The organism is Streptomyces sp. NPDC055099 (assembly GCF_053607685.1).
In genome coordinates, this window is the sequence record NZ_JBSGUA010000023.1 from 66,319 (window position 1) to 88,511 (window position 22,193).

Annotated in this window: 20 protein-coding genes and 1 pseudogene; 18 read left to right on the plus strand and 3 right to left on the minus strand. The window is 68.4% G+C overall.

What is annotated here, in order from left to right:
- The first annotated feature begins 59 nt into the window (after positions 1-59).
- From ACWFRU_RS37280 to ACWFRU_RS37295, 4 genes and pseudogenes are all read left to right on the plus strand, one after another.
- The gene (locus ACWFRU_RS37280; protein ID WP_453692548.1) at positions 60-653 is read left to right on the plus strand and encodes a TetR/AcrR family transcriptional regulator; all 594 of its coding nucleotides are present in this window, start codon (positions 60-62) and stop codon (positions 651-653) included.
- Positions 654-999: 346 nt separating this feature from the next.
- A complete protein-coding gene (locus ACWFRU_RS37285; protein ID WP_453692549.1) occupies positions 1,000-1,614 on the plus strand; it encodes an SH3 domain-containing protein in 615 nt (204 codons plus the stop codon).
- Between the two features lie 241 nt (positions 1,615-1,855).
- Positions 1,856-2,179, plus strand: a pseudogene (locus ACWFRU_RS37290) (IS5 family transposase); the annotation flags it as partial.
- A 262-nt stretch (positions 2,180-2,441) separates the two neighbouring features.
- Positions 2,442-3,545, plus strand: coding sequence for an amidinotransferase (locus ACWFRU_RS37295; RefSeq protein WP_453692550.1), 1,104 nt, complete (start codon positions 2,442-2,444; stop codon positions 3,543-3,545).
- 338 nt (positions 3,546-3,883) lie between these two features.
- Here the strand turns inward: ACWFRU_RS37295 and ACWFRU_RS37300 are convergent, their stop codons facing one another.
- Positions 3,884-4,264, minus strand: coding sequence for a hypothetical protein (locus tag ACWFRU_RS37300; RefSeq protein ID WP_453692551.1), 381 nt, complete (start codon positions 4,262-4,264; stop codon positions 3,884-3,886).
- Between the two features lie 1,227 nt (positions 4,265-5,491).
- On the opposite strand from ACWFRU_RS37300, the gene ACWFRU_RS37305 reads away from it, so the two are divergent.
- A complete protein-coding gene (locus ACWFRU_RS37305; protein ID WP_453692580.1) occupies positions 5,492-5,968 on the plus strand; it encodes an ATP-binding protein in 477 nt (158 codons plus the stop codon).
- A gap of 435 nt (positions 5,969-6,403) precedes the next feature.
- On the opposite strand, the gene ACWFRU_RS37310 is transcribed toward ACWFRU_RS37305, so the two are convergent.
- Both ACWFRU_RS37310 and ACWFRU_RS37315 read right to left on the minus strand, forming a co-directional pair.
- Positions 6,404-7,600, minus strand: coding sequence for an MFS transporter (locus ACWFRU_RS37310; RefSeq protein ID WP_453692552.1), 1,197 nt, complete (start codon positions 7,598-7,600; stop codon positions 6,404-6,406).
- Positions 7,597-9,534, minus strand: a complete 1,938-nt coding sequence (locus ACWFRU_RS37315) for an FAD/NAD(P)-binding protein (protein ID WP_453692553.1) — start codon at positions 9,532-9,534, stop codon at positions 7,597-7,599. The genes ACWFRU_RS37310 and ACWFRU_RS37315 overlap by 4 nt, the downstream gene beginning before the upstream one ends.
- 412 nt (positions 9,535-9,946) lie before the next feature.
- Here ACWFRU_RS37315 and ACWFRU_RS37320 point away from each other — a divergent pair, with 412 nt between their 5' ends.
- The 13 genes from ACWFRU_RS37320 to ACWFRU_RS37380 all read left to right on the plus strand — a co-directional run bounded on the left by ACWFRU_RS37320 (position 9,947) and on the right by ACWFRU_RS37380 (position 22,156).
- Positions 9,947-11,305, plus strand: coding sequence for a KamA family radical SAM protein (locus tag ACWFRU_RS37320; RefSeq protein ID WP_453692554.1), 1,359 nt, complete (start codon positions 9,947-9,949; stop codon positions 11,303-11,305).
- Positions 11,302-12,159 carry an N-acyl homoserine lactonase family protein gene (locus tag ACWFRU_RS37325; RefSeq protein ID WP_453692555.1) on the plus strand — a complete coding sequence of 286 codons (858 nt, stop codon included), beginning with the start codon at positions 11,302-11,304 and terminating at the stop codon, positions 12,157-12,159. Before ACWFRU_RS37320 ends, ACWFRU_RS37325 begins: the two co-directional genes overlap by 4 nt.
- A complete protein-coding gene (locus ACWFRU_RS37330; RefSeq protein ID WP_453692556.1) occupies positions 12,156-14,033 on the plus strand; it encodes an FAD/NAD(P)-binding protein in 1,878 nt (625 codons plus the stop codon). Before ACWFRU_RS37325 ends, ACWFRU_RS37330 begins: the two co-directional genes overlap by 4 nt.
- On the plus strand, positions 13,996-14,487 hold the full coding sequence (locus tag ACWFRU_RS37335) for a cupin domain-containing protein (RefSeq protein WP_453692557.1): 492 nt from the start codon (positions 13,996-13,998) through the stop codon (positions 14,485-14,487). Before ACWFRU_RS37330 ends, ACWFRU_RS37335 begins: the two co-directional genes overlap by 38 nt.
- A gap of 22 nt (positions 14,488-14,509) precedes the next feature.
- A complete protein-coding gene (locus tag ACWFRU_RS37340) occupies positions 14,510-14,911 on the plus strand; it encodes a VOC family protein (protein ID WP_453692558.1) in 402 nt (133 codons plus the stop codon).
- Between the two features lie 94 nt (positions 14,912-15,005).
- Entirely contained in the window at positions 15,006-16,436 is a 1,431-nt protein-coding gene (locus ACWFRU_RS37345) for an MFS transporter (protein ID WP_453692559.1), read from the plus strand.
- 141 nt (positions 16,437-16,577) lie between these two features.
- The gene (locus tag ACWFRU_RS37350; RefSeq protein WP_363311934.1) at positions 16,578-16,952 is read left to right on the plus strand and encodes a cupin domain-containing protein; all 375 of its coding nucleotides are present in this window, start codon (positions 16,578-16,580) and stop codon (positions 16,950-16,952) included.
- Between the two features lie 213 nt (positions 16,953-17,165).
- Positions 17,166-18,026 (plus strand): LysR family transcriptional regulator, encoded by an 861-nt coding sequence (locus ACWFRU_RS37355; RefSeq protein ID WP_453692560.1) that lies wholly within the window; start codon positions 17,166-17,168, stop codon positions 18,024-18,026.
- A 131-nt stretch (positions 18,027-18,157) separates the two neighbouring features.
- Positions 18,158-18,490, plus strand: a complete 333-nt coding sequence (locus ACWFRU_RS37360; protein WP_453692561.1) for a TetR/AcrR family transcriptional regulator C-terminal domain-containing protein — start codon at positions 18,158-18,160, stop codon at positions 18,488-18,490.
- A gap of 143 nt (positions 18,491-18,633) precedes the next feature.
- A protein-coding gene (locus tag ACWFRU_RS37365; protein WP_453692562.1) for an IS5 family transposase occupies positions 18,634-19,565 on the plus strand; the annotation gives its coding sequence in 2 pieces (ribosomal slippage) (positions 18,634-18,981 and positions 18,984-19,565; 930 coding nt in all).
- A 71-nt stretch (positions 19,566-19,636) separates the two neighbouring features.
- Positions 19,637-20,182 carry a pyridoxamine 5'-phosphate oxidase family protein gene (locus ACWFRU_RS37370; protein ID WP_453692563.1) on the plus strand — a complete coding sequence of 182 codons (546 nt, stop codon included), beginning with the start codon at positions 19,637-19,639 and terminating at the stop codon, positions 20,180-20,182.
- Positions 20,183-20,406: 224 nt separating this feature from the next.
- On the plus strand, positions 20,407-20,955 hold the full coding sequence (locus ACWFRU_RS37375) for a YciI family protein (RefSeq protein WP_453692564.1): 549 nt from the start codon (positions 20,407-20,409) through the stop codon (positions 20,953-20,955).
- Between the two features lie 61 nt (positions 20,956-21,016).
- The gene (locus ACWFRU_RS37380) at positions 21,017-22,156 is read left to right on the plus strand and encodes a GDSL-type esterase/lipase family protein (protein WP_453692581.1); all 1,140 of its coding nucleotides are present in this window, start codon (positions 21,017-21,019) and stop codon (positions 22,154-22,156) included.
- Positions 22,157-22,193: the final 37 nt, after the last annotated feature.

Below are 22,193 nucleotides of genomic sequence, written 5' to 3' on the forward strand. Positions count from 1 at the left end.
ATGGATCACACTGTAGTCAGCCCTCCCCTCTGAAGTAAACGAGAACGTATACTTACGTCATGACCACGGTGAGGACGGCGTCTCGACGGCAGGGACGCGGAGGGCGGGAGCGCATCCTGGCCGCCGCAGCCCAACTGTTCGCAGCCCAGGGGATCAACGCGACCGGCATGGAACAGATCGCCGAGCGGGCACCGGTGTCCAAGCGCACCCTCTACGCGCACTTCAGGACCAAGGACGAGCTGGTCCTCGCCCACCTCAAGGACCTCGTCTCGACGGGACGCACGCTGGAGGGCGCGTTGGCACAAAAGGGCATCCCTCCCAGGGAGCGAATCCTCGCGCTATTCGACCCGCCCCCGGCCGGCACGAATCCGGTGCGCGGATGCCCGTTCATCGATGCCGCCGTGGAGTTTCCTGACCCGCAGAACGCGGTCCACTCCTATGCCCGCGAGCGGAAATTGCTGATGGTGGGCCTGGTCGCCGACCTGGTGACGGAACTGGGCTGCCGCGAGCCCTCCACCCTCGCCGAGCAACTCGTCACCCTCGCAGACGGCGCCGCCAGCCGCGCCATGGTGCTGGACGACCCCAACTACGGCCGGCATGCGCGGACAGCGGCGGAGATCCTCCTGGACAACGCGCTGCCCGCCGCGATCTGACCGGCCCCGCCGAGTTGCCCGGTATGCCCAGCGCCTGATGCGAAGATCCCGTCGCCCGGCCGAGACGCATGCGGGGCTTTCACGGCGCGCCTGCATCGTGGGCGGCCCGTTCGCGGCGGCGGGGCGGCCACCGTGGCCATGGCTGCCGGCGCGATCGGCGGTGCCGGGCCAGCCTGGTTGGCGGACGGGTCCAGCTGCCGCTGACCCGTTCCTGCATTCTGGTGATGAGGCGCGTGTTCGGGCGAGGGATCGCTTCGTATTCCTGGTGTCAGTTTTATGTTTCCCGCACAGCGGAAGTTTGGGCTCCGGTAAGGGGTCTGGCACGTCACCAAGGAGAAGCGAAGTCATGGTTCGTAGTGCAATGGGCAGGTGTGCGGTGGTTGCTCTCGCCTCTGTGGCGTTCACTGGTGTCGCGCCGGCATCGGCGCTGGATGGGCCGAGAGCGGAGCCGAAGGTCACGGTCACCCCGGCCTCGGTCGGGCAGAGGGCCGCGGTCACGGTGAAGGTCGTCGGCGTTCCCAAGACGTGTCGCTCGGTGCAGGCGAAGTCCGCCGCCTTCGCCAAACCGGTGGTGCTGGTGAAGAAGACCAAGCCGCTGATGTACACGGGCCGGGCCGCGGTGAAGGCGAATGCTGCGCCTGGCGGTCACCAGGTCGTGGTGGGGGGAGTCGGCTGCGGCAAGTGGGTGGCGAAGGGCACGTTCACCGTTCCCGCGGCGCCCAACGCGAAGGTGGTCAAGGCAGTTGTCACCTCGAAGGCCGGGCTGTTCGTGCGTCGGCAGCCCACGTCCAACTCGGCTGTAGTGGGGGCTTACCGCTACCGCCAGACCATCAACGTGGTCTGCAAGAAGGCCGGTCAGCCGGTCTTTGGTAACCGAACCTGGTACCGCGTCAACGTGCCCAAGGGGTGGGTCACCGCTCGCTACGCCAAGGCGCAGGGCGTCGTACCCAACTGCAGGTAATCGCAGCGCTCTTGGGTCGCGTGAGGGGCTTGCGGTGTCCGGCCGCCGCACAGGTGCGGCGGCCGGAACGCAGTTCCCTGAGCGTCACCACGGTCCACCACACGTGGAGCAGGGAGCCGACGGCGGCGATCCACTTGTCATCGGGGGAGACGGCGACGCCGCTGGCTGGGTGTCGGGGGCGGCGACGGTGGTCAAAAGGGCGCCGCTGAGCGGGTATCCCTGGCTCACGTCTCCGCTCAGAGCAGGGAGCAAAGGTCACATCGGCGTCGACGCGCTTGGTCTTCTCCTGGCCGTGCTGGTCACCGCGAAGATCTCTGACAACGTCGGCGGCATCGATGGGCTTTCGCGCATCGCCGTCGACCACCCCCGCATCGGCAGAGCTTGGTCCGACGTCGGCTACCGCACCAGCGTCATCGACCACGGCGCGCGCCCAGGCATCGACGTCGAAGTCACTCCACGGGCCCTGCCCATCAGGGTTTCAAGGTCATTCCGCGGCGCTGATTGTTGCACCTGTGGCCGGCTTATGAACCACCGCCGCCTGGCCCGCGACTTCGAGATTCACCCGGGGTGTCTTTCCCCGCACTTCAGCGGGTGAGCGCTGCTGTTTACGTGAGGCGTAGGGGGTACATGGTCGCTGAAGGGTCGTGCACAAAACTGCTGGGCCGGATTACCGTGCGTGGTATCGACGGACTGGGCCCACTTCTCTGCTGGTTTCCGTGGGTGAGGGCGACAGGTATGCATATGGTGCAGAGGACCAGAATCCTGGGCGAGTCTGATCTCGAAGTGAGCGGTTCGCGGGCGAGCCGCCGACGTGGGTGCAGGCAGTCGTGACGGATAGTGCCGCGAACGCTCGCGTCTCGCCGGTCAATTCGCACAACGAGTGGGACCCGCTCGAAGAGATCATCGTCGGGCGGATCGACGGGGCGGCGATCCCTTCTGACCACCCGGTTGTGTCCTGCAACATCCCGCCGTGGGCGGCGCGTCTGCAGGGCCTGGCTTCCGGCTTCGCCTATCCGAGCATGCTGACCGATCCGGCACAGGAAGAACTTGATCAGTTCATTGTTCTCCTGGAGTCGCTCGGCATCACAGTGAGGCGCCCGGACATCGCCGACCACAAGGCAGACTTCGGCACCCCCGACTGGTCGTCGCACGGCTTTTGCAACGCCTGCCCGCGCGACAGCCTCCTCGTCGTCGGCGACGAGATCATTGAAACGCCGATGGCGTGGCCGTGCCGATACTTCGAAAGTCACTCCTACCGCACGATCCTCAAGGACTATTTCCGGCGCGGAGCGCGCTGGACGGCGGCGCCCAGGCCGCAACTCACCGAGGCGCTGTTCGAAGAGGACTTTTCCCCTCCGGGGGACGGCGAGCCCATGCGCTACATCCTCACCGAATTCGAGCCCGTGTTTGATGCGGCAGATTTCGTGCGGGCAGGACGCGACCTGTTCGTCACGCGCAGCAACGTCACGAACCGGATGGGAATCGAGTGGTTGCGGCGGCACCTGGGGTCCGGCTACCGCATTCACGAGATCGAAAGCCGCTGTCGTACGCCCATGCACATCGACACGACGTTTCTCCCGCTCGCACCCGGCAAGGTGATGATCAACCCCGAATATGTCGATCCGGACCGACTGCCCGACGTGCTGAGCTCGTGGGACATCTTGGTCGCCCCCGAACCGGACCCGATCGACAAGAGGTTGGTCAAGCTCACCTCGATGTGCGGTAAATGGCTCAGCATGAACGTGCTGATGATCGACGAAAAGCGAGTGATCGTGGAGCGCCACCACACGGGCATGCTGCGTGCCCTTGAGAAGTGGGGGTTCGAGCCCGTGCCGTGCGACCTGCTGCACTACGCACCCTTTGGGGGCTCATTCCACTGCGCGACGCTCGACGTTCGCCGTCGCGGCACGCTCGAATCGTATGTCGACTGATCGCTCAGCGCTGCTCGAGCACATCGACGGCACTCGACGCTAAGGGATGTGCCCGCCGGGGGTTCTTCACCGCTCCTCGGGCCGCTCATCCAGCTAGCGCAACGTGCCGGACTGACGGCACGTTGCGCCCTCCGAGGGGTGCGTGCGCTGGTACACCGCGATGGCAGTGCCCAGCGCGACTGCCCTGGCGGACCGGGTGCTGCTGGCGGCGCCGCACTGGCGCACGACTCACCGTGCGGCGTGTGGCGCCGCTGTGCGGGATCTCACTGCCTGCTGCCCGCCGCATCGTCGATCACCTCGCACCGCTGCCGGCCAACTCACCGGTCCGCCGGGCGCCCTCAGCAGGTCAAGCGGCGTTCGGCGCTCTCGTAGGTGGCGAGGTTGGAGTCGACGCCCACGACCGTCTTGTAGGTGTAGGTGCCAGAGCCCGTGCAGTTCCAATAGGCGAGCTTGGTGCCGCTCTCCAGCGGGGTCCAGTCCATCTCTTCCCAGCCGTACCAGCGGTGACGCTGCAGGGATATCGTGGCGTCCGTGCAGCCGCTGCGGGTCTTGCCAGCCTTGCCGATGATCTCACTGATGCCCTTGTAGGGGGCCGAGATGCTGTAGCAGTTCCGGTCCCAGTCGGAGGCGGCGGCCGGAGTGGCCGGCATCAGCAACGTGGCCGCGCAGGCCAGTGCGACGGCGACGGATGACTTTCCGGCGAATCCGAGAGTGCTCATGACAAACGTTCCTGTCTGCGAAAACGTGTGAGATGCAACCTGCGAGAGCACTCTTTCATCGGGGCCGCGACAAGATCAAGCTGCCCCCTCCGCACCGTCAAATTCCGTTGGTCTGCGTCGGCTTGGCGTTGATTGTCCCCGCCTGTCAGGCGCTTGCGGCCTGCGGTTGAAAGGGTGAGGCGCAGGGTGAGCACGCCGTGGACGCGGCCGGTGCTGCGGCTGGCGGGGCAAGGAAGTTGGCGCAGATCCTGCCGGCTTTCGTGCTGGCATGCGCGGTCGGATGAGAACGGATCTTGGCGTGGGATCGGGTTCTCGGATTGCCGTAAGCGCCCCGCGGCCTACGGGACACACGCAGGGCTCACGGCGACGGAAGCTTGGCACTCACGCGCGGCTGACTCGTGTGACCCCACGATGTGCGCCCCAGGGCCGCTCGCACGGTGTCGCGCGGCCTGTGCGGGCCGTCGAGCAATCCGCCCACTGGCTGCAGCAGTTGGTGCAGCGCCGGGCAGCTGCGTACGTCAGGCGGCGGAAGCTGTCTTTCCGCTGCATCGCAAACGCGATGGCACCGGGTTTGCGGACATGACGTGCTCCGGTAGGGGAACGCGGGTAAGAGTCCGGCCGCCGCCGCGTGGTTCGGCGGCGGCCGGGGCGCGAGGGATCGAGGCTCCCCCTCGATGTGTCCTCGCGCGAGGATGCCCTCTCTCGCCGCTGCCAGGCCGCGCCTGGCTGGCGTCTGGAGAGCGATGGCTGAAGCTGTGTGCCGGTAGTGCGGCTCGAGCCAGTCTCGGTGGGCGGTCACGATGTGCAGGCGGAGGCCCAGTCCCACCTGTAGGGAGAGTAGGGCCAAGCTCATCTGATCGGTAGCGAGGCTTCGCGTCCCGCTGCTCAACTGGCCCCGGCGCGGGCCTTGGTGGGGGCGAAGCGGCAGGAATGCGTACAGATCCAAACGATGGCGTCGTCCCAGCCCGACGCAAAGTCCGCCATGTCACGTGGTGCACTCGCAGCACCGCGGCTCACGCTCCGGTGTTGCGTGAGCCGCCACCGCCTCCTCGAACGCCTTCGTGCTGCTCACGGCTGCATCCTGGGCGCGCGGCCGGCACCGGCGGGCGTTGTACCATCCTCGGCTTCTCGTTGTCCGTTCATCGCTCAAATCTGCCAGGCATACCACGGCCCAGCGAGGGCATACGAGTGGGCAAGCAGCGGCGCCTGGGCAGTGAGGCGGACAGCATGGACCTGGCTGGGCGGGACGAGGGCCAGCATCTGTTCGCGCAGGGCCCGCTATCGGTTTCTGCGGCCTTCGAGGGCAGTGAGGAGATCGGGTCTGCACGCGACATGGCCCGGGACTTCCTCGTGGGGTTGCAGCATGTGCACGGACTTCCGGTGTCGAGGCGGGTGCTGGACATGGGGCAGTTGGTGGTGAGCGAGCTGGTGACCAACGCCCGCAAGTACGCGCCGGGGCCGTGTCTGCTGACGTTGGGTGTCAGCGACGGAGTCTTCGAGATGACCGTTTGGGACAGCAGCACGACGTTGCCGCTGCTTTTGGCCCCGGACCCCGGCCGGGTTGGTCAGCACGGGCTGGAGATCGTGATGGCGGTGTGCCAGAGCTTCGAGGTGCACCGCGAGCCGGTCGGCAAGCGCATCAGGACGTCGATCAGCCTGGCCGACGATCCTGGCGGCGATCCCGCTGGCCGCCAGATGATGTGATCAGACGACGACGCTCGGGCTGTCGGCCCAGGCGGAGCAGGCACCAAAGTCATCGCGCCCAGGAGATGAGGGACTCCGGGTTCATCGTCGTGGCGGTCAGATGTGTGGTGTTGCCCCGGGGAGTAGGCCAAGGCTGTCGGGGATCGGTCCGCGGTTTGGTCGCCGGCCTGCGTCCTGGGGCAAGGCCGCTCTGGCGAGGGTGAGTGTGGTGACCAGTTGGCGAAGCTCTTGGATCTCGGCTTACTGCGGTGCGCCGCTGGGGCGGTCCAGGATGTTCACCTCGTCCAGGATCCGCTGCCTCGGCGTGCTCAGGATGGCCTCGAGCCCGGCATCAAGGCCGTTGGGCCCTCGGAGGGTTGAGGGAGTCGGGGAAGTAGGCGGCGCGCGGGACCGGTGGTGGCAAGAGCGACGTGTGAACGGTCATGGTAGGGGCGGCTATCGCCCGCCCCGCCGCGCCAGCAGACCGCATCCGGCCGCGGCGACACCTGCCAGGGTCAATGCTCCCCACGCGGCTTGCGGGGCGATGGTGAAGAGCACTCCGCACACCAGCGGCCCGGTCGCTGCGCCCAGCGAGACGCCCATCTGGCTGTAGGCAGTCGCCTGCTGTTCTTGCCCGGGGTAGGGCAGCCCGATCGCGTAGTGCAACAGTCCCGCCCAGCCCCAGCCGCCGCCGTAGGCGAGCAAAGCGCCCACGGCGCTCAGCGCGAGGCTGGTGGTGGTGAGCAGAGCCGTCCCGCATGCCCCCGTCAGAAAAAGAGCCGTCAAAGTGGCGCCCGTCGCCTGGGGGCGGCGCCCTATCAGCCAGCCCGCGCCCAGACGCACCGCGATGTTGAGGGCGGCGCCGCAGGTGGCTATGGCCCCCGCCGCGGCCAGCGAGGTGCCGTGCAAGGTGAGGGAGAGCAGCAGGAATCCGCCCAGGCCGTTGCCCACCATCGCGCCGAAAAACCCGGCGCAGCTCAGGGCCAGGAGGTAACGGTCAGGGTGCAGTACGGGGTGGTGCTGTCGGGCTGCCTGGCCGGCCTGATCACTGGAGGGCTTGCGCCGCCGCAGCAGCGGCACGGTCGCCGTCGCGCACAAGGTGGCCGTGGCGGCGAATACCGGCCGCCAGCCGGCGGGTTGGGCCAGCAGCGGCATGGCGAGGCTGGCGAGCAGCGTGGCCGCCGGCACGGCCGCCTGCTTGAGACCGAAGGCGAAGGCGCGGATGCGCGGCGGGCAGCGCCGCATGAGTAGGGCGTTGGTGTGCGGTTGTGTGCTCCCGTAGGCGAAACCGCCGAGGAGGGAACTGACCCACAGTCCGGCGGCCGGTGCTGTTGCCGCGCAGCCCAGGCCCAGCGCGGTGGCGCCGAGCGCGGCGGCCAGGGCACGCTCGATGGCCGGGGGCACGGGGGAGTGCTTGGTGACGTAGGCGCCCGCCAGCGAGGCCAGCCAGTACGTCGCCAGGATGGCGCCCATGCGCGCTGAACTCCACCCGTACTGGGCGCAGATGAGTCCGTTGGCTGCGCCCGGCAGGAAGACCGGCAGTGACGTCAGCACGGTCACGGCCGCCACCGTCATTGCTGTGGACAGGCCCCCGGCCCGGGTCTTGGTGAGGGTTGTGGGACGTGCACGGGTGAGGGTGCTGTCGGTGTTCATCGTGCCCCCACCAGCGCATGGGGTTTCGCCGGGAGCGCCGCGTCGAGGGCGAGTACCGCCCGCGCGATGGCGTCGGTGTCGCCCAGCGTCACTGAGTCCACTCCCGGCCGGATGCCGGCCGCCGTCGCCCAGTGTGCGCCTTCTGTGGGGATGCCCAGCGCGAAGCGGCCGCGGTAGGGGCGATGGTGCGCGTCCAGCATGCGGGCGGGTCTGCGTGTCACGGCCAGGGCTCCCGTCTCGTGGTGGCCGCCGTTCGGGTCGGGTATGCGGTAGGTGACTACCTGGCCCGAGTCGAGCAGATGGCGCAATAGCGGGTCGGAGGTGGTGCGCACGTCCGTTTGCTGGATTCGTGCCTCCACGAGCGTGGTGACGGCGACCGGGGGGCCGGGGACGACGGCTGAGGACACCTCCCAGCCGGTGGCGGTGGCGGACACGTGCAGGTGGGGGCCCATCGGGGTGAGAACGCCGGCTCGGATCAGGGCGGCCATTTGCGCTATGCGGTGTCCGGGCGGGCCGATGGACAGGTAGGCGTTCAACGGTGTGTACCAGCCGGAGAGTTCGTCGCGGTAGGAGGAGCCGGTGATCCCCGCGTGGTCGACGACCTGCCGGATCTCGTTGCGCAAGTCACGCAGCGCGTCCAAGGCCGCCTTGACGGGCTCGTCCACGTTCCCGCCGCGTGCCAGGGCCGCGTCACGCTCCAGGTGGGAGGCCAGCCACGCGGTGAACTCGGCGCGCCCCTCCAGAGCCGCGGCCGGGTAGGGGCGGGTCAGCGCGTCCCAGTCCCAGCGCTCGCCGGGCGTGATGCCGTGGGCATCCAGCAGTTGGTTGTGGGCGGGGCCTTCGGTGGGCGCTGTCTGGTAGTCGCGCAGAAATGCCGCGGCCATCTCCTGGGGTGTGCCGCGGCGGCGCAACAGTGCCGCGTAGTAGACGAGTTCGACCTCGCGGGAGATCAGCGGCCAGATGTCCGCGCGGAAGCGGACGGGTCGGTTGGCGGCGCGCTCGCGCAGGGCTTGCACGGTGGAGGGGGTGAGGAGCAGCGGCCGGTGGCGTTCGCCGGGGCCTTTCTGGTTCTCCCCGCGTGCCTGGTAGGGCAGTCCGCGTCGGGAGCCCGCGTACAGGCGTGGCTCGCGGCCTGAGGCGCGGTAGGCCAATGTGCCGTCGGGCTGTTCCTCGAAGTGGCCGCCCCGGCCCTGGGTGAAAAGCGCCAGGTGGTCGAAGAAGGCCAGGCCGAGGCCGCGCAGCGCCACCGGCTCGCCGGGGGCGATCGCGGACAGGTCGGCGTCGGCGGGGTTGCCCGGAGGCACATACCTGGCCCCGGGGGCGACCGGGGCCCCGGCCCTGTCCCCGATCCCGTTTCTGCTGTCGGCCACGTGCCCCTGGGCCAGGACCACCGCGTCCAGCGGCAGCCGCGTTCCGCTGGCAAGACGCAGCACGTCACGGCCATCCCCGAGGGTGTGCAGGGCGACGGCCGTGTCCTGGTGTACGCGGACCGTCAGTCGGGCGGGCGCGTTGCGTACGACGTGGTGGAAGGCCCAGTGCAGGTAGGAGCCGTACAGGGCGCGCGAGGGGTAGGAGTTGGGGCCAAGGGCGCGTGCCTGGGCCCAGATCTCCTCGCCGTGGCAGGCGGCAGTCGCGGCGGTGAGTGATGACGCCCACGCGTGCAGATTGGGTCCCGGCACCACGGGGCCGGCGCAGCTCACTGCGGCGTCGGTGAACACGGTGACCTGCTCGGCGACCGTGTTCATCAGCAGGTGTGCCGACTGGTCGGTGCGCCAGACGCGGCCGGCTCCCGCCGGGGCCGGGTCGACGACGTGGACGGTGACGGGGACGCCGTCCGGGTTGGCCGCCGCGTTGGCGCACAGGCGCTCCAGAATGCTCAGTCCGCGCGGGCCCATGCCCACGACGCCGACCTCGAGTCCGTGTCCATCGTTCAAGGAAAGACCCCCCGCTTGCTGTGCCGCGCGCCGTGCCGCGCGGGCGCCGTGCAATGTGATGACTTGGCCCGGCCGCCATCCGGCGGCCGGGCAATGGCCGATCCTAGATGCCTTTTTTTAGCCCCACTTCAGCGATTGATGCCTTGCGCGGCCGATTGATGCAGCACGCTCATGAATGCGATTCATTCGCTACGCGTATTAATGCGTGTCTGAAACTATTTCTCCCGGCCGGTTTTCCTGGTCTACGTTTCCGGTGTCGCCGGCGAGCGGCGCCCCTGAGGTCACAAACCCCAGACCAGGACGGGTGCAAGGAAACAACTATGCGCGGGAGCACCTTGCATCCGCCCCCGGGTGCCGCTGTTTTGCCCCACCCTTTTCCAACCCCCTTCCACATATGCGACAGGGAGTCATCATGGACACTTTCAGTCACGCCAAAAGCCCTGCGAAGTACAAGCCTTACAACCGCTCGTCCATCAAGCGGGCGCCTCAGTGGGAGCGCATTCCTGCGGAGCTGCGCGAGGCCGTCGAAGTGGTTTCCCATGTGCTGCCGTTCCGCACCAACCAGTACGTGCTCGACGAACTGATCGACTGGGATCGGATACCGGACGATCCGATCTACCGGCTCAACTTTCCGCACGAGTCGATGCTTGATCCGGACGACTTCGCGACCCTGCGCGACCTGCTGCGCTCCGGCGACAAGCAGCGCCTGGCCAAAGAGATCCATGCGGCGCGGACCCGGATGAACCCGCACCCCGCGGGCCAGCTCACGCACAACGTGCCGCAGCTGGAAGGCGAAGTGGTGCCCGGCATCCAGCACAAGTACAAGGAGACCGTCCTCTTCTTCCCCAGCCAGGGCCAGACGTGCCACGCCTACTGCACGTTCTGCTTCCGCTGGCCCCAGTTCGTCGGTGAGGAAGACCTGCACTTCGCCGCCAAGGACGCCGAGGGACTGTGCGCCTACCTGCGCAGCCACCCGGAGGTCACCGACGTGCTGATCACCGGCGGCGACCCGCTGATCATGCGTACCGCCAATCTGGAACGCTACCTCGAGCCGCTGCTCGCCCCCGACCTGGCGCACGTGCGCAACATCAGGATCGGCACCAAGGCGGTCGGCTACTGGCCCCAGCGTTTCGTCAGCGACGTCGACGCCGATGACCTACTGCGCCTGTTCGAGCGCGTGGTCGGCGCGGGCAAGCACCTGGCGCTGATGGGCCACTACAACCACCCGGCCGAACTGCGCCCCGACATCGCCCGCGACGCCCTGCGTCGCATCAACTCCACCGGCGCCGTGGTGCGCATGCAATCGCCCGTCCTGCGCCACATCAACGACGACCCGGCCGCCTGGCAGGAGTTGTGGACCCAGGGCGTGCGCCTGGGCGCGATCCCGTACTACATGTTCGTCGAGCGCGACACCGGCGCCCGCGCCTACTTCGAGCTGCCGCTCACCGAGGCCTACGACCTCTTCCGCACCGCCTATGCCGGCGTCTCCGGCCTGGCGCGGACCGTGCGCGGCCCGTCGATGAGCGCCTTCCCCGGAAAGGTCATGGTCGACGGCACGCCCACCATCCGGGGCGAGAAGGTCTTTGCCCTGCAGCTCCTGCAGGCCCGGCGCGGCCACCTGGTGCGCCAGCCGTTCTACGCCAAGTTCGATGCCCAGGCGACCTGGTTCGATCAGCTGGTGCCCGCGTTCGGCGAGCCCAGGTTCCCCTTCGAAGAGGACCTCCCCGCCCTCCCGTCCCCGAGTCGGCAACTCGACCTGGTGGGAGCGTGAGCGCCGTGCCCGTGGACACCCCCCTGTATGAGGTCCTCGCGCTGCGCTTTGGCACCCACGCCGAACGCCCCGCACGGGACAACTTCCTCACCGACGAGGGCCAGTTCGCCGCCGACTCAACGATGCCCAACGACTACTACCTGTGGGTGGTGCGCAACGAGCGGCACTTTCTGCTGGTCGATACCGGCTTCCCCGAAGAGATGGCGCGACGGCGCGGACGCACCCTGTTCCGCGACCCGGTCAAGGCCCTGGGAGATCTCGGCACCAGTGCCGGCGACATCACGGACGTGGTCATCACCCACATGCATTACGACCACGCCGGGAACCTCGATCGTTTCCCGCATGCCCGCATCCACCTCCAGGAGGAGGAGCTGCGGTTTTGCACCGGCCCCTCGATGCGCCACCGCGTGGTGCGCAGGCCGTTCGAGCCGGTGAACGTCCACACGGCCGTGCAGGGTCTGTTCGAGGACCAGTTGGTGCTGCACCGCGGCGAGGCCCAGATCCTGCCCGGCGTCACCGTGCACCCCGTGCCGGGGCACACCCCGGGCACCCAGGTGGTGCGGGTGCCCACCGCACGCGGCTGGGTCGTGCTCGCCAGCGACGCCGCCCACCTGTGGGCCAACATCCGCCTCCGTAGCCCGTTTCCCATCCTGGAGGGCCTGACGCCGATGCTGGAGGGATACGACACCATCGAGGCCCTGGCCGACGGCGAGGACCATGTCATCCCCGGTCACGACCCTCAGGTGGCGCTGCGCTTCCCGGCGCTTGCCGGAGCCCCCGACTGGAGGTGCCTGCACGAGCCCGCCGCCGACGGCCTGCTGGCCGCCACCACGGCCGGCGGAGTGGTGGCATGAGCGCGCTGCGCGCAGCCGTGGTCGGCGTCGGGCCGCGCGGCCTCAGCGTCCTGCAGAAGATCGCCGAGCTCGCCGGTGAACTGCCCGCCGGCCGGCAGCTGGAGGTTCATCTGATCGACCCCGGCGACGGCGGCCAGGGCACCCACCCCGCGCGCCAGCCCGCGCACCTGCTCACCAACACCGTCGCCAGCCAGGTGTCCATGTTCGCCGAGAACACCGGGCCCTCGTTCACCCAATGGGCGGCCTCGGCCGGATACCGTGCCTTTGAGGCTGCCTACCACCCCACCGGCGACGACAGCGGCGAGCCGGTCGGCGAACACGCCTATCTGCCGCGGCGAATGCTCGGTTCCTACCTCAGCTTCGTCTTCGACCGCACACTGGCCTCGCTGCCCGGCACGGTCCGTGTCGTTCAGCACCGCGACCGCGCCGTGGACATCGCCCCCACCGCGGATGACCGCTACGCCGTGAAGCTGGCCCGCGGTTTCACCGTCACCGTCGACTACCTGTTTTTGACCACCGGACACTGCGAGCGCGTGCCCACCGAAGAGGACCTGGCCCACGGCGCGTTCTCCCGTACCTACACCGAGCGCAACCCGCACCTCGCGTACTTCTCCACGCCCTACCCCGTCGACCTGCTGCAGCGCATCGCGCCCGGCTCCACCGTGGCGGTGCAGGGGTTCGGCCTGACGGCCCACGACGTGATCTCCGAACTGACCGCAGGACGCGGCGGCACGTTCAGCGGCACCGGCCCCGCCACCGAATACCACCCCTCCGGACGCGAGCCGCGCATTCTCCTGTTCTCCCGGCAGTGCCTGCCCTTCAGCGCGCGCGGCCTCAACCAAAAGGGCATCACCGGAGGCCACCGGGCCCGCTTCTTCACGCCACAAGCAGTGCGCGCCCTGCGCGCCACCCGGCCGGACGGCAAGCTCGACTTCGTCCAGGACGTGCTGCCCCTGCTGGTGCGAGAGATGACCTACGCCTACCGCACGGCGCAACTCGGTCGGCCCCTCCCCTTTGAGCAGTTCGAGCCGACGGCGCCAGAGCTGCGGATCGTCCAGGACATCCTCGACCCGCTGTCCGGCGAAAACTTCACCGACCAGGCCGCCTTCCGGCGCTTTTTCACCGAGCACATCGCCGACGACCTGGCCCACGCCGAACTCGGTAACCTGACCAGCCCGGTCAAGGCCGCCACGGACGTCATCCGCGACACCCGCGCCGCACTGCGCGAGGCGGTCGAGTTCGGCGGTCTGACGCCCGCCTCGCACCGGATCTTCAACGCGGTGTACGTGCCGGTGATGAACCGCGTCGCATTCGGACCGCCCCGCCATCGCAACCACCAGCTGCTCGCCCTGATGCGGGCCGGCGTGGTCGACCTGGCGGGCGGCCCCGGCGGCCGGCTCATCCGGGACCGGGAGCGGGGCCGCTACACGGTGCGCACCGACTACCCTGGCGGCGCCGAGATGCGGCACGCTGACGCACTGGTCATCGCCCGCCTCGACACCTTCCACCCCGAACACGACCGCTCGCCGCTGACCGCCAAGCTCCTGGAGCGCGGTCTCGTACGCCCCTACCGCAACGGTGACTTCGCACCCGGTGGTCTGGACATCACCGCGGCGGGACGCCTCATCACGGCACAGGGCACGGAGCTGCGCGGCGCCTGGGCTCTGGGCTACCTGGTCGAGGGCCCGAGGTTCTACACGCACGCGCTGCCCCGGCACCAGCTCCCCTCGCAGTTCACCCGGGACGCCGACGCCGCCGTGCGGGAGATGGCCGCCGACGCACACCGCCGCACGACGACGCACACCCCTTCCTACGAAACTGCCCGGGAGGCAGAGCATGCCGGTACAGACCGGACGTCACTTTCCCTACCGTGAATTCCGCAAGCGGCACATCCAGACCCCAGAACCGGTGATCTGGCCCTGGAAGAGCCTGGCCAAGGAGCTGGAAGCAGCCGAGCACTCGCAATACGGCACGCTGACGCTGACCGGCCCCGACGGCGGGCACGAGATCGTGCCGGGCACGTCGATGACCTTCCAATCGGTACGCCCCGGCGAGCACACCACCCCGCACGCGCACTCCTGGTGGCACCTGTACTTCGTGCGGTCCGGGTCGGGTGTCCTCGTCCTGGACGAGACGGGGGAGACGGTCGAGCTGGACGGCGACGATGTGCTGCTGATCCCCGCCTGGTGGACGCACCACTTCGAAAACCGCGGAACCGAAGACGAGCTGCTCCTGCTGAACATGTCCAACCTGCCGCAACTGGTCTCGCTGCACAACAAGTTCTCCCGCGAGGGCTTGGCCGTGGCGGGCGAGGCACCGAACACGTAATCACAAGCAAGGGAGTCGAGAAATGTTCAAGCGCATCGATCACATCGGAGTGGTGGTCGACGACCTGGCCGCGGCCCGGACGTTCCTGGAAAGCCTGGGAATGGTCCTGGAACGGGCCCAAGAGGTCCCCGAGCGGCAGGTCAAAATCGCCTTCTACCACTGCGGCGACGGCCGCATCGAGCTCATCGAGCCCACCACCCCGCAGGCGCGCGAGCGCCGTCTGGGCGAGGGCAAGCAGGCGACGATCGAGCACATCGGCGTGGAGGTCGACGACGTGCCCTCCATCATGCGGGCGGTGCAGGGGCTCGGCGTCGAGCTGACCACACACGAGCCGGTACCGGTCGGCCCGAACCTCAATGCCTGGACGCAGCCCGACACGTCACAGGGCATCCAGTTCCAGCTGGTACAGCGGGACGCGGTGTAGTGGCGTCGTCCGGACAGGGCCGCAGGCGTCCGGCAGGACCCAGGGGCGCGCGGCGACGACACAACGTGAACGGCAGGGGCGAGGGATGGATTGCGTGAAGACGACGACGGCGCAACCGACGACGCCGTCCAAGGAGACCGGACGCCCCGAGCCGCGGACGGGGTGGGTGCTCGCCTCCCTGCTCGGCGGCATGTTTCTCGGCAACGTGGACATCGCCGTCGTCAACGTGGCCATCCCCTCGATACGCGAGCGCCTGCACGCCTCGGGCGGCGAACTGGAACTGATCGTCTCCGGATACACCCTCGCGTACGCGATGCTCCTGATCACCGGCGCGCGGCTCGGCGAAATCCGCGGGCGGCGCCGGATCTATCTCAGCGGCCTGGCCCTCTTCACCCTGTCGTCCCTGGGCTGCGGACTCGCACCGAACGGCGCCACGCTGGTCGCGGCGCGCGTCGTGCAGGGCGTGGGTGCGGCCCTGATGGTCTCCCAAGTCCTGACCAGCATCCAGGTCACCTTCGCCGGACAAGCCCGGCGCCGCGCACTGGGCGCCTACACCGGTGTCCTCGGCGTCAGCTCGGTGGTCGGTCAGGCGCTGGGCGGGGTCCTGGTCTCAGCGGACATCCTGGGAAGCGGCTGGCGCCCGATCTTCCTCATCAATGTCCCGCTCGGGATCATCCTTCTGATCACCTCGTACGCCTTCTTGCCCGCCGACGAGGGTCTGAGCCGCAAGAAGCTCGACCTGCGGGGCGTGGGCCTGCTCTCCTTGGCTCTGTTCTTGCTGGTCACCCCGCTGGTGCTGGGGCAGGATGCGGGATGGCCGCTGTGGACCTGGCTGTGCCTGGCCGCCTCACTGCCCGTCTTCGCGCTGTTCACGAAGGTCGAGCGGGATACTGCGCAGCAGGGCGGCGACCCGCTGGTGAACGTATCGCTGCTGTCCAGGCCCTCGGTGTCGCTCGCCCTGGTTTCCCAGGCGGCCACCCGGGCCGGCTACTTCGCCCTGCTCTTCGTCCTCGCGCTCTACCTCCAGCAGGGCCTGGGCAAGAGCGCGGTGTATGCGGGGCTGGTGCCCATCGCCTGGGTGGCGACGTTTGCCGCGGTCGGCCCCTTGCTGGGCCGCATGGGTGCGCGCAGCCGCCGCTTGGCAGCCCCGGCAGGCGGCCTGCTGATGGCCGTGTCCTTCGCCGGTATCGCGGCCGGTTTGCAGACCACGGCGTGGCTGGTACTGCTGCTCGGCATCGGCGGGGTCGGCTACGGCGCGGCGTTCAGCGGCACGCTGGCGCACCTGACGGAGTCGGTCGAGCCGCAGTATGCGCCGGACGTCAGCGGTCTGTTCAACACCACCCTCCAGGTCGGCGGAACGATGGGTGTCGCCATCTTCGGCACCGTCTACCTGGCCCTGGCGGAGCATTCGGACACGGCACACGGGGCGTTCGGCACGACGAACATGGTGCTCGCCATCGTGTCGGTCGCGGCCTCCGGACTGGTCTTCTTGGCCGGCAGGACCGGGGGAGAGGCGAAGGCGTAGAGCTCGGGTCGCTCGTCGCCGCGCGGCTCGCCGCACCAGCGTGCCGGGCTGCCTTCCCCTGACGCAGGAAGCCCCGCAGGGGCAGGAACAGCAACCATCGACAACAACCATACGAACCACTGGACTTGAGGAGCACACACCATGGACGTCATCCGTCATCCCGGAGACGCGACCAAGGGCCCCGAAGACCGCTTCCACGGGGATGTCTGGCTGTGGCCGCGCATCGGCGCCACCGCCAACGCCGAAGTACGCAACGTCCTGTTCACCCCCGGCGCGCGCAGCGCCTGGCACCGCCACCCGGCAGGCCAGGTCCTGCACGTCACCGAGGGAGTCGGACTCCTGGGTTTCCGCAGCGGCGAAGTGCAGGAGATCCGGGCCGGCGACACCGTGGTCTGCCACCCCGGCGAAGAGCACTGGCATGGGGCGGGACCGGGGACCTTCATGACGCACATCGCGGTCACTGACGGGCCGACAGAGTGGAAGGAACATGTGACGCAGGCGCAGTACCAGGGCTGAGCGCCGAGGGCAGACCACGTCTGCGACACAAGGGCCCGGACCCATAGTCCGGGCCCTTTCGCAGCAGGACACCAAGCCCCCAGCATGAGAGCTGAGAGGCACAACCCAGCCTCCTGTGCATCAGGGATGCACAGGAAACAGCGAGGAACGGTGAGACGATCGCAGACTTCCGGGAAGCCCCCCAGGTGCGAAAACGGGTTCAACAGTCTGCATATGCTGCTCGGCATGAGTATCGAGCTCCACCACCTGCGCGGCTTCCTGGCACTGGCGGAAGACAAGCACTTCACGCGCGCTGCCAAGCGGATGGGTGTCTCCCAGCCGACTCTCAGCCGCAACATGCGACGCCTGGAAGAGCTGATCGGCAGACGGCTGCTCGAACGCACCACACGGCAGGTGGCGCTCACCTCGGCCGGTGAGGCCCTCTACAGCCAACTCAGCTTCCTCATCCCGAGGCTGGAAGCCGCACTGCGCCCCGAACCGGAGGACCAGACCTTTCGCGTGGGCTTCGCCTGGGGTTTCCCCTCCGGCTGGCCACAGGAGACGATCGCCCGTTTTGAGGCGGAGACCGGACTATCGGTCCGTGTGCAACGGCATGACGCGAAACTGGCCGGGGTGGACCGCGGAGACGTGGATGTGGCGGTGCTGCGGGGGCGCGTACAGGCGCCGGGAATGCAGGCAGTGACGCTGCTGCACGAACGCCGGATCGTCGCGGTGTCCACCCGTTCGGAGCTGGCAAGCCGGGAGGAGATGAGCTGGCAGGAGATCGCGGACCACCAACTCGTGCTGAACGAGGTGAGTGGTACGACCAACCTGGACGAGTGGCCGATCGACCGGCGACCGGACGTGGCTGTGGTGTGCCGCAACTTCGACGAATGGCTGGAAGCCGTGGCCGCGAACAAGGGGCTTGGGGTCGTACCGGAGTTCGTGGGACGTCAGCACTTTCACGCATTCGTCTCGTTCCTGACGATCCCGGACGCTCCCAGCGTGCCACTGAACCTGATCTATCCACAGCACGGCGGACATCCGCAGCTGGGGCAGTTCGTGAAGATGGCGCGGGAGACGGTGGGGCCCTGAAGGCAACGCCGTGATTCTGCTGGTGCTCCTACTGGGGGAGTGACGGCGGTCGCTGATGACGGGTGCCTGGTCCGTCTGACCGACAAGGAGACCCTCTTCCGCCACGCCGTCGAGGCCGCGGTGACGCCCTGATGGCAGACACCCTCGCGGCGGTCGAGCATCTGGGTGATCGGGCGAGGGACGAGGATTTGCGAGCGACGGTGACGGACCTGGCTCATCGGCCGGCGCGACTCTGCTGCAGCGATCGCGCTCGGGTGCTCCGCCGCTTGACCTATGCACAAGTGGCCCAGTTCCCCGGCCTGGTCGAGACTGTGCATGAGCGCACCGCGCACCGCCCTCACGCAGCCCTCGCCGACCGGCTGGCTCGTCTCTCTGGATGGACGCGCCGCGTCCCGGCCGCCGAGCTGCGCGGCACGGCGGAAGCGGCCGTTGACACCTTCCTGCGCGCGTACGTGAGCGACTGACCGTTGCCGGGCAGGCAGGGCGGCGAGGCTGGCGGGGCGTGTCGCTGATCAAGACTTGAGCCGGGCGCAGTCGGGTGGGCGGGCCTAGGCACTGTTTCTCGGATCTCCTGACGTGAGTGGGTAGTTGGGGCCAGGCTGGTCGTATGGGTCGCGGTGATTTAACGAATGCGGAGTGGGACCGGCTGGTGTCGTTCTTGCCTCGTGGTGGTGCCCGTGGGGGCCGGTGGAGTGATCACCGACGTGTGATCAACGGAGTGCTGTACCGGGTGCGCACGGGTGTGCAGTGGCGGGATCTGCCCGAGCGTTTCGGGCCGTGGGAGACGGTCTACAAACGTCATCGTCGCTGGTCAGCGGATGGCACGTGGGCCATGCTGCTGTCGAAAGTGCAGGCAGCTGAGGATGCCGAAGGTCGCATCGACTGGGATGTGTCCGTGGACTCCACCACGGTGCGAGCCCACCAACACGCGGCCGGCGCGCGGAAGTCATCCCCGGCCGCGGTGGGTCAAAAGGGGGCCGGCCGGGGGACGAACCAGGTCGATCCGGTGCTGCAGAAACTGGCCGCCCGCTTGGAGGAAGTCCTCCGAGCGGCGAATGTCTGGGACGGTCCCGCGGCGGCTTCACGACCAAAATCCACCTAGCAGCCGACGGACGATGCAGGCCCCTCGCCATCGTCCTGACCCCGGGACACTACGGCGACAGCCCCCAGTTCGAGCGCGTACTCAGCCAGATCTCCGTGCCCCGCCTCGGCGTCGGACGGCCACGCACCCGACCCGACCATGTCCTGGCGGACAAGGCCTACACGTCCCGCAAGAATCGCCGCTACCTGCGACGACGCGGCATCGCCCACACCATCCCCGAACGCCTGGACCAGCAAAGGCACCGGCGCAACCGAGGCTCCCGCGGAGGCAGGCCCACCGGGTTCGACGGCGAACGCTACAAGAAACGCAACACCGTCGAACGCGCCATCAACCGGCTCAAGGGCTTCCGGGCAGTGGCCACCCGTTATGAAAAACGCGCCTACATCTATCTCGGCACCATCACCCTCGCAGCCCTCACCATCTGGCTCCGAACATGATCCGAGAAACAGTGCCTAGTCTTCGTTACGACGTGCTTGCCTTCGTTCCGAGAAGAAGGAGAGGGCCCCGCATGACGCAGAAGCAGCCCAAGGCCGAGCTTGACGCCCGATACAGCTCCGCGCTCAACCCGCGCCCGGGCGCGGGGGACGTCACGGCCACCGATTGGGCCGAGGTCCAGCGGCGGCTGCGGGCCGCCGAAATCTTCTGGATCACCACGATCCGGCCGGACGGTCGGCTGCACGTCACGCCACTGATCGCCGCGTGGCATGACGGGGCGCTGCACTTCAGCACGGGGCGCGGCGAGCAGAAGGCCAAGAACCTGGCCGGTGATGCCCACTGCGCATTGACGACAGGGCACAACTCACTGTCCGAAGGGCTCGACATCGTGATTGAGGGAATGGCGGAGCGGGTGGTGGATCCCGCGCGGCAAGACAAGATCATCGGCGCTTTCGAGTCGCAGTACGGAAGCCACATCACCTCGCCGGACGGGATCTTCTACGGTTTTGGCGACAGCATCCGCAGGGGTGACGATCTGTTGTTTGCGGTGGCGCCCGGCACGGCGTTCGGTTTCGGGCACGACGGCCAGGTGTTCAGCCACACCCGCTACAGCTTTTAGCGGGTGTGCGTACGAGGACCGTCGGCCAAGATGCGCGCGCAGGCGCGGTCGGCATCATGCTGCGTGAGTACGGCGGCGAGGATCTCACCGGTGCCCCGAACCGCGATCACGAACTGACCGGGACCGTGGGCTTGTTGGGGCTCCTGCCGACGCATGGTGCAAGGGTTCGCTGTGACCCAAAGGCAGTTGCGGTGCGTGCCCTTGATCGGTAAGGGTCTGTGGTCATGGAGTTCTTCTGTTATCACCGCGATCGGCCCGGCTCCCTTGCGTTGCGTGAGGAGTTGACGCAGGAGCACTGGTCCTACATGGACCGGTACGCGAAGGAGCTGATCGCCCGTGGCCCGACCTTCGCCGCTGATGGGGAGACACCCACCGGCAGCGTGCACATCGTCGACTTGCCCGGCCCTGCCGCTGCCCGCGCGTTCGCCTTTGACGAGCCCAACTACCAGGCTGGCGCGTATCGGGATGTGCTGGTGCGCCGGTGGCGCAACCTGCTGGGGCGCACCATGTGGGATTTCGCCGGCGGCCGGACCGGCGGCAACCGGTACCTGGTGCTCGGCCTCGGGGAGGGCCCGGCCGCCGATCTCACCTTGCCGCTCGACCGGGACGAGCTGATCGCGTACGGGCCGTTGTTGTCCGACGACGGTAATACCTGGGTGGGTACGGCGGCGCTGCTCAGGGCCCCGGACCCGGACGCGGCACGCAGCGTCCTGACGGCGGACCGGTACGCGGACATCGAGGTCCAGGACTGGGAGTTCGGCGGGCGTCGATGAGCCTCGAAGTCACGTCGTCCTCGGAGCACTTTGATCCAAGTCAGGAGCGGTGACGGTGGCGATGCGGACGGTGCCGCTGGTCGGCGGACCGGTGGAGCTGCGGGGTGCGCTGGACCTGGAGCAAACACAGGCAGGGGTGATGCCGCGCCGGCTGCCCGCGTGGACCACAGAGCAGTACCAGGATCCATCGGTCTACGGGGTGACCGTCATGCCTTCGGGAGTGCGGCTGGTGTTCCGCACCGACGCGCGCACACTGGAACTCGAGGTGCTCACCTCCACCGGCCAGCTCGTCTCCGACCCTAGCCCCCGCCCGACCGGGATGCTGGAGCTGCTGGTGGACGGCACCTTGACCGCGCGTCAGCAGGCGCCGGTGGGCAATGTGCTGCAGATGGCGGGTCCCGGGGCCGCGCAACGCCTCATTGCGGGCGAACCAGGGACCGTACGGTTCGCCGGGTTGCCGGTCGGCATGAAGGACGTCGAGTTGTGGCTGCCCCAGCAGACCCCAACGGAATTGGTGGCCCTGCGCGCTGACGGCGAGGTGCTGGCACCGCTGGCGGACGGGCGGCGACGCTGGGTGCACCACGGCAGTTCCATCAGCCACTGCATCGAGGCCGACGGCCCGACCGGGACCTGGCCGGTGGTGGCGGCTGCGCTCGGAGAGGTGGAGGTGATCAACCTGAGTCAGGCGGGCAACGCGCTCCTGGACCCCTATGTGGCCCGGACGATCCGCGATATGCCTGCCGACCTGATCAGCCTGAAGGTGGGCATCAACATCGTGAGCTTGTCCGCCTTCCGGCGGCGGACGTTTGGTCCAGCGGTCCACGGATTCCTGGACACGATCCGGGATGGTCACCCCGACGCCCCGCTGCTGTTGATCTCGCCGGTAAGTTGTCCGGCACTGGAGGAGACCCCCGGCCCGACCACGACCGGCCGCGACGGGAAGATCGCTGCCCTGGGCGACCCAGCCGATGTGGTCGGCGGGGCATTGTCGCTGGCGGTGATCCGGGCCGAGCTGGCCCGGATCGTTGCGGCACGACAGACGTCCGATCCCCACCTCCACTACCTCGACGGACGCGACCTGCTCGGTCCCGAGGAGGCAGATGGCCTGGCCGACGGCCTTCACCCCACCGCCGCCGCATACCGTCGCATGGGAAAGCGCTTTGCAGCCCAGGCCTTCGCGCCCGATGGCCCCTTCCGGTGAGAGAGCCGGCTCTCCCGCCCGCCGTCTCGCTCGGTGG

What these genes read in the sequence shown, in the direction of transcription:
- ACWFRU_RS37280 (WP_453692548.1), top strand. Translation starts at nt 60, where the DNA reads ATGACCACGGTGAGGACGGCGTCTCGACGGCAGGGACGCGGAGGGCGG.
- ACWFRU_RS37285 (WP_453692549.1), top strand. Translation starts at nt 1,000, where the DNA reads ATGGTTCGTAGTGCAATGGGCAGGTGTGCGGTGGTTGCTCTCGCCTCT.
- ACWFRU_RS37300 (WP_453692551.1), bottom strand. Translation starts at nt 4,264, where the DNA reads ATGAGCACTCTCGGATTCGCCGGAAAGTCATCCGTCGCCGTCGCACTG.
- ACWFRU_RS37305 (WP_453692580.1), top strand. Translation starts at nt 5,492, where the DNA reads ATGGACCTGGCTGGGCGGGACGAGGGCCAGCATCTGTTCGCGCAGGGC.
- ACWFRU_RS37310 (WP_453692552.1), bottom strand. Translation starts at nt 7,600, where the DNA reads ATGAACACCGACAGCACCCTCACCCGTGCACGTCCCACAACCCTCACC.
- ACWFRU_RS37320 (WP_453692554.1), top strand. Translation starts at nt 9,947, where the DNA reads ATGGACACTTTCAGTCACGCCAAAAGCCCTGCGAAGTACAAGCCTTAC.
- ACWFRU_RS37330 (WP_453692556.1), top strand. Translation starts at nt 12,156, where the DNA reads ATGAGCGCGCTGCGCGCAGCCGTGGTCGGCGTCGGGCCGCGCGGCCTC.
- ACWFRU_RS37335 (WP_453692557.1), top strand. Translation starts at nt 13,996, where the DNA reads ATGCCGGTACAGACCGGACGTCACTTTCCCTACCGTGAATTCCGCAAG.
- ACWFRU_RS37340 (WP_453692558.1), top strand. Translation starts at nt 14,510, where the DNA reads ATGTTCAAGCGCATCGATCACATCGGAGTGGTGGTCGACGACCTGGCC.
- ACWFRU_RS37350 (WP_363311934.1), top strand. Translation starts at nt 16,578, where the DNA reads ATGGACGTCATCCGTCATCCCGGAGACGCGACCAAGGGCCCCGAAGAC.
- ACWFRU_RS37355 (WP_453692560.1), top strand. Translation starts at nt 17,166, where the DNA reads ATGCTGCTCGGCATGAGTATCGAGCTCCACCACCTGCGCGGCTTCCTG.
- ACWFRU_RS37360 (WP_453692561.1), top strand. Translation starts at nt 18,158, where the DNA reads ATGGCAGACACCCTCGCGGCGGTCGAGCATCTGGGTGATCGGGCGAGG.
- ACWFRU_RS37370 (WP_453692563.1), top strand. Translation starts at nt 19,637, where the DNA reads ATGACGCAGAAGCAGCCCAAGGCCGAGCTTGACGCCCGATACAGCTCC.
- ACWFRU_RS37375 (WP_453692564.1), top strand. Translation starts at nt 20,407, where the DNA reads ATGGAGTTCTTCTGTTATCACCGCGATCGGCCCGGCTCCCTTGCGTTG.
- ACWFRU_RS37380 (WP_453692581.1), top strand. Translation starts at nt 21,017, where the DNA reads ATGCGGACGGTGCCGCTGGTCGGCGGACCGGTGGAGCTGCGGGGTGCG.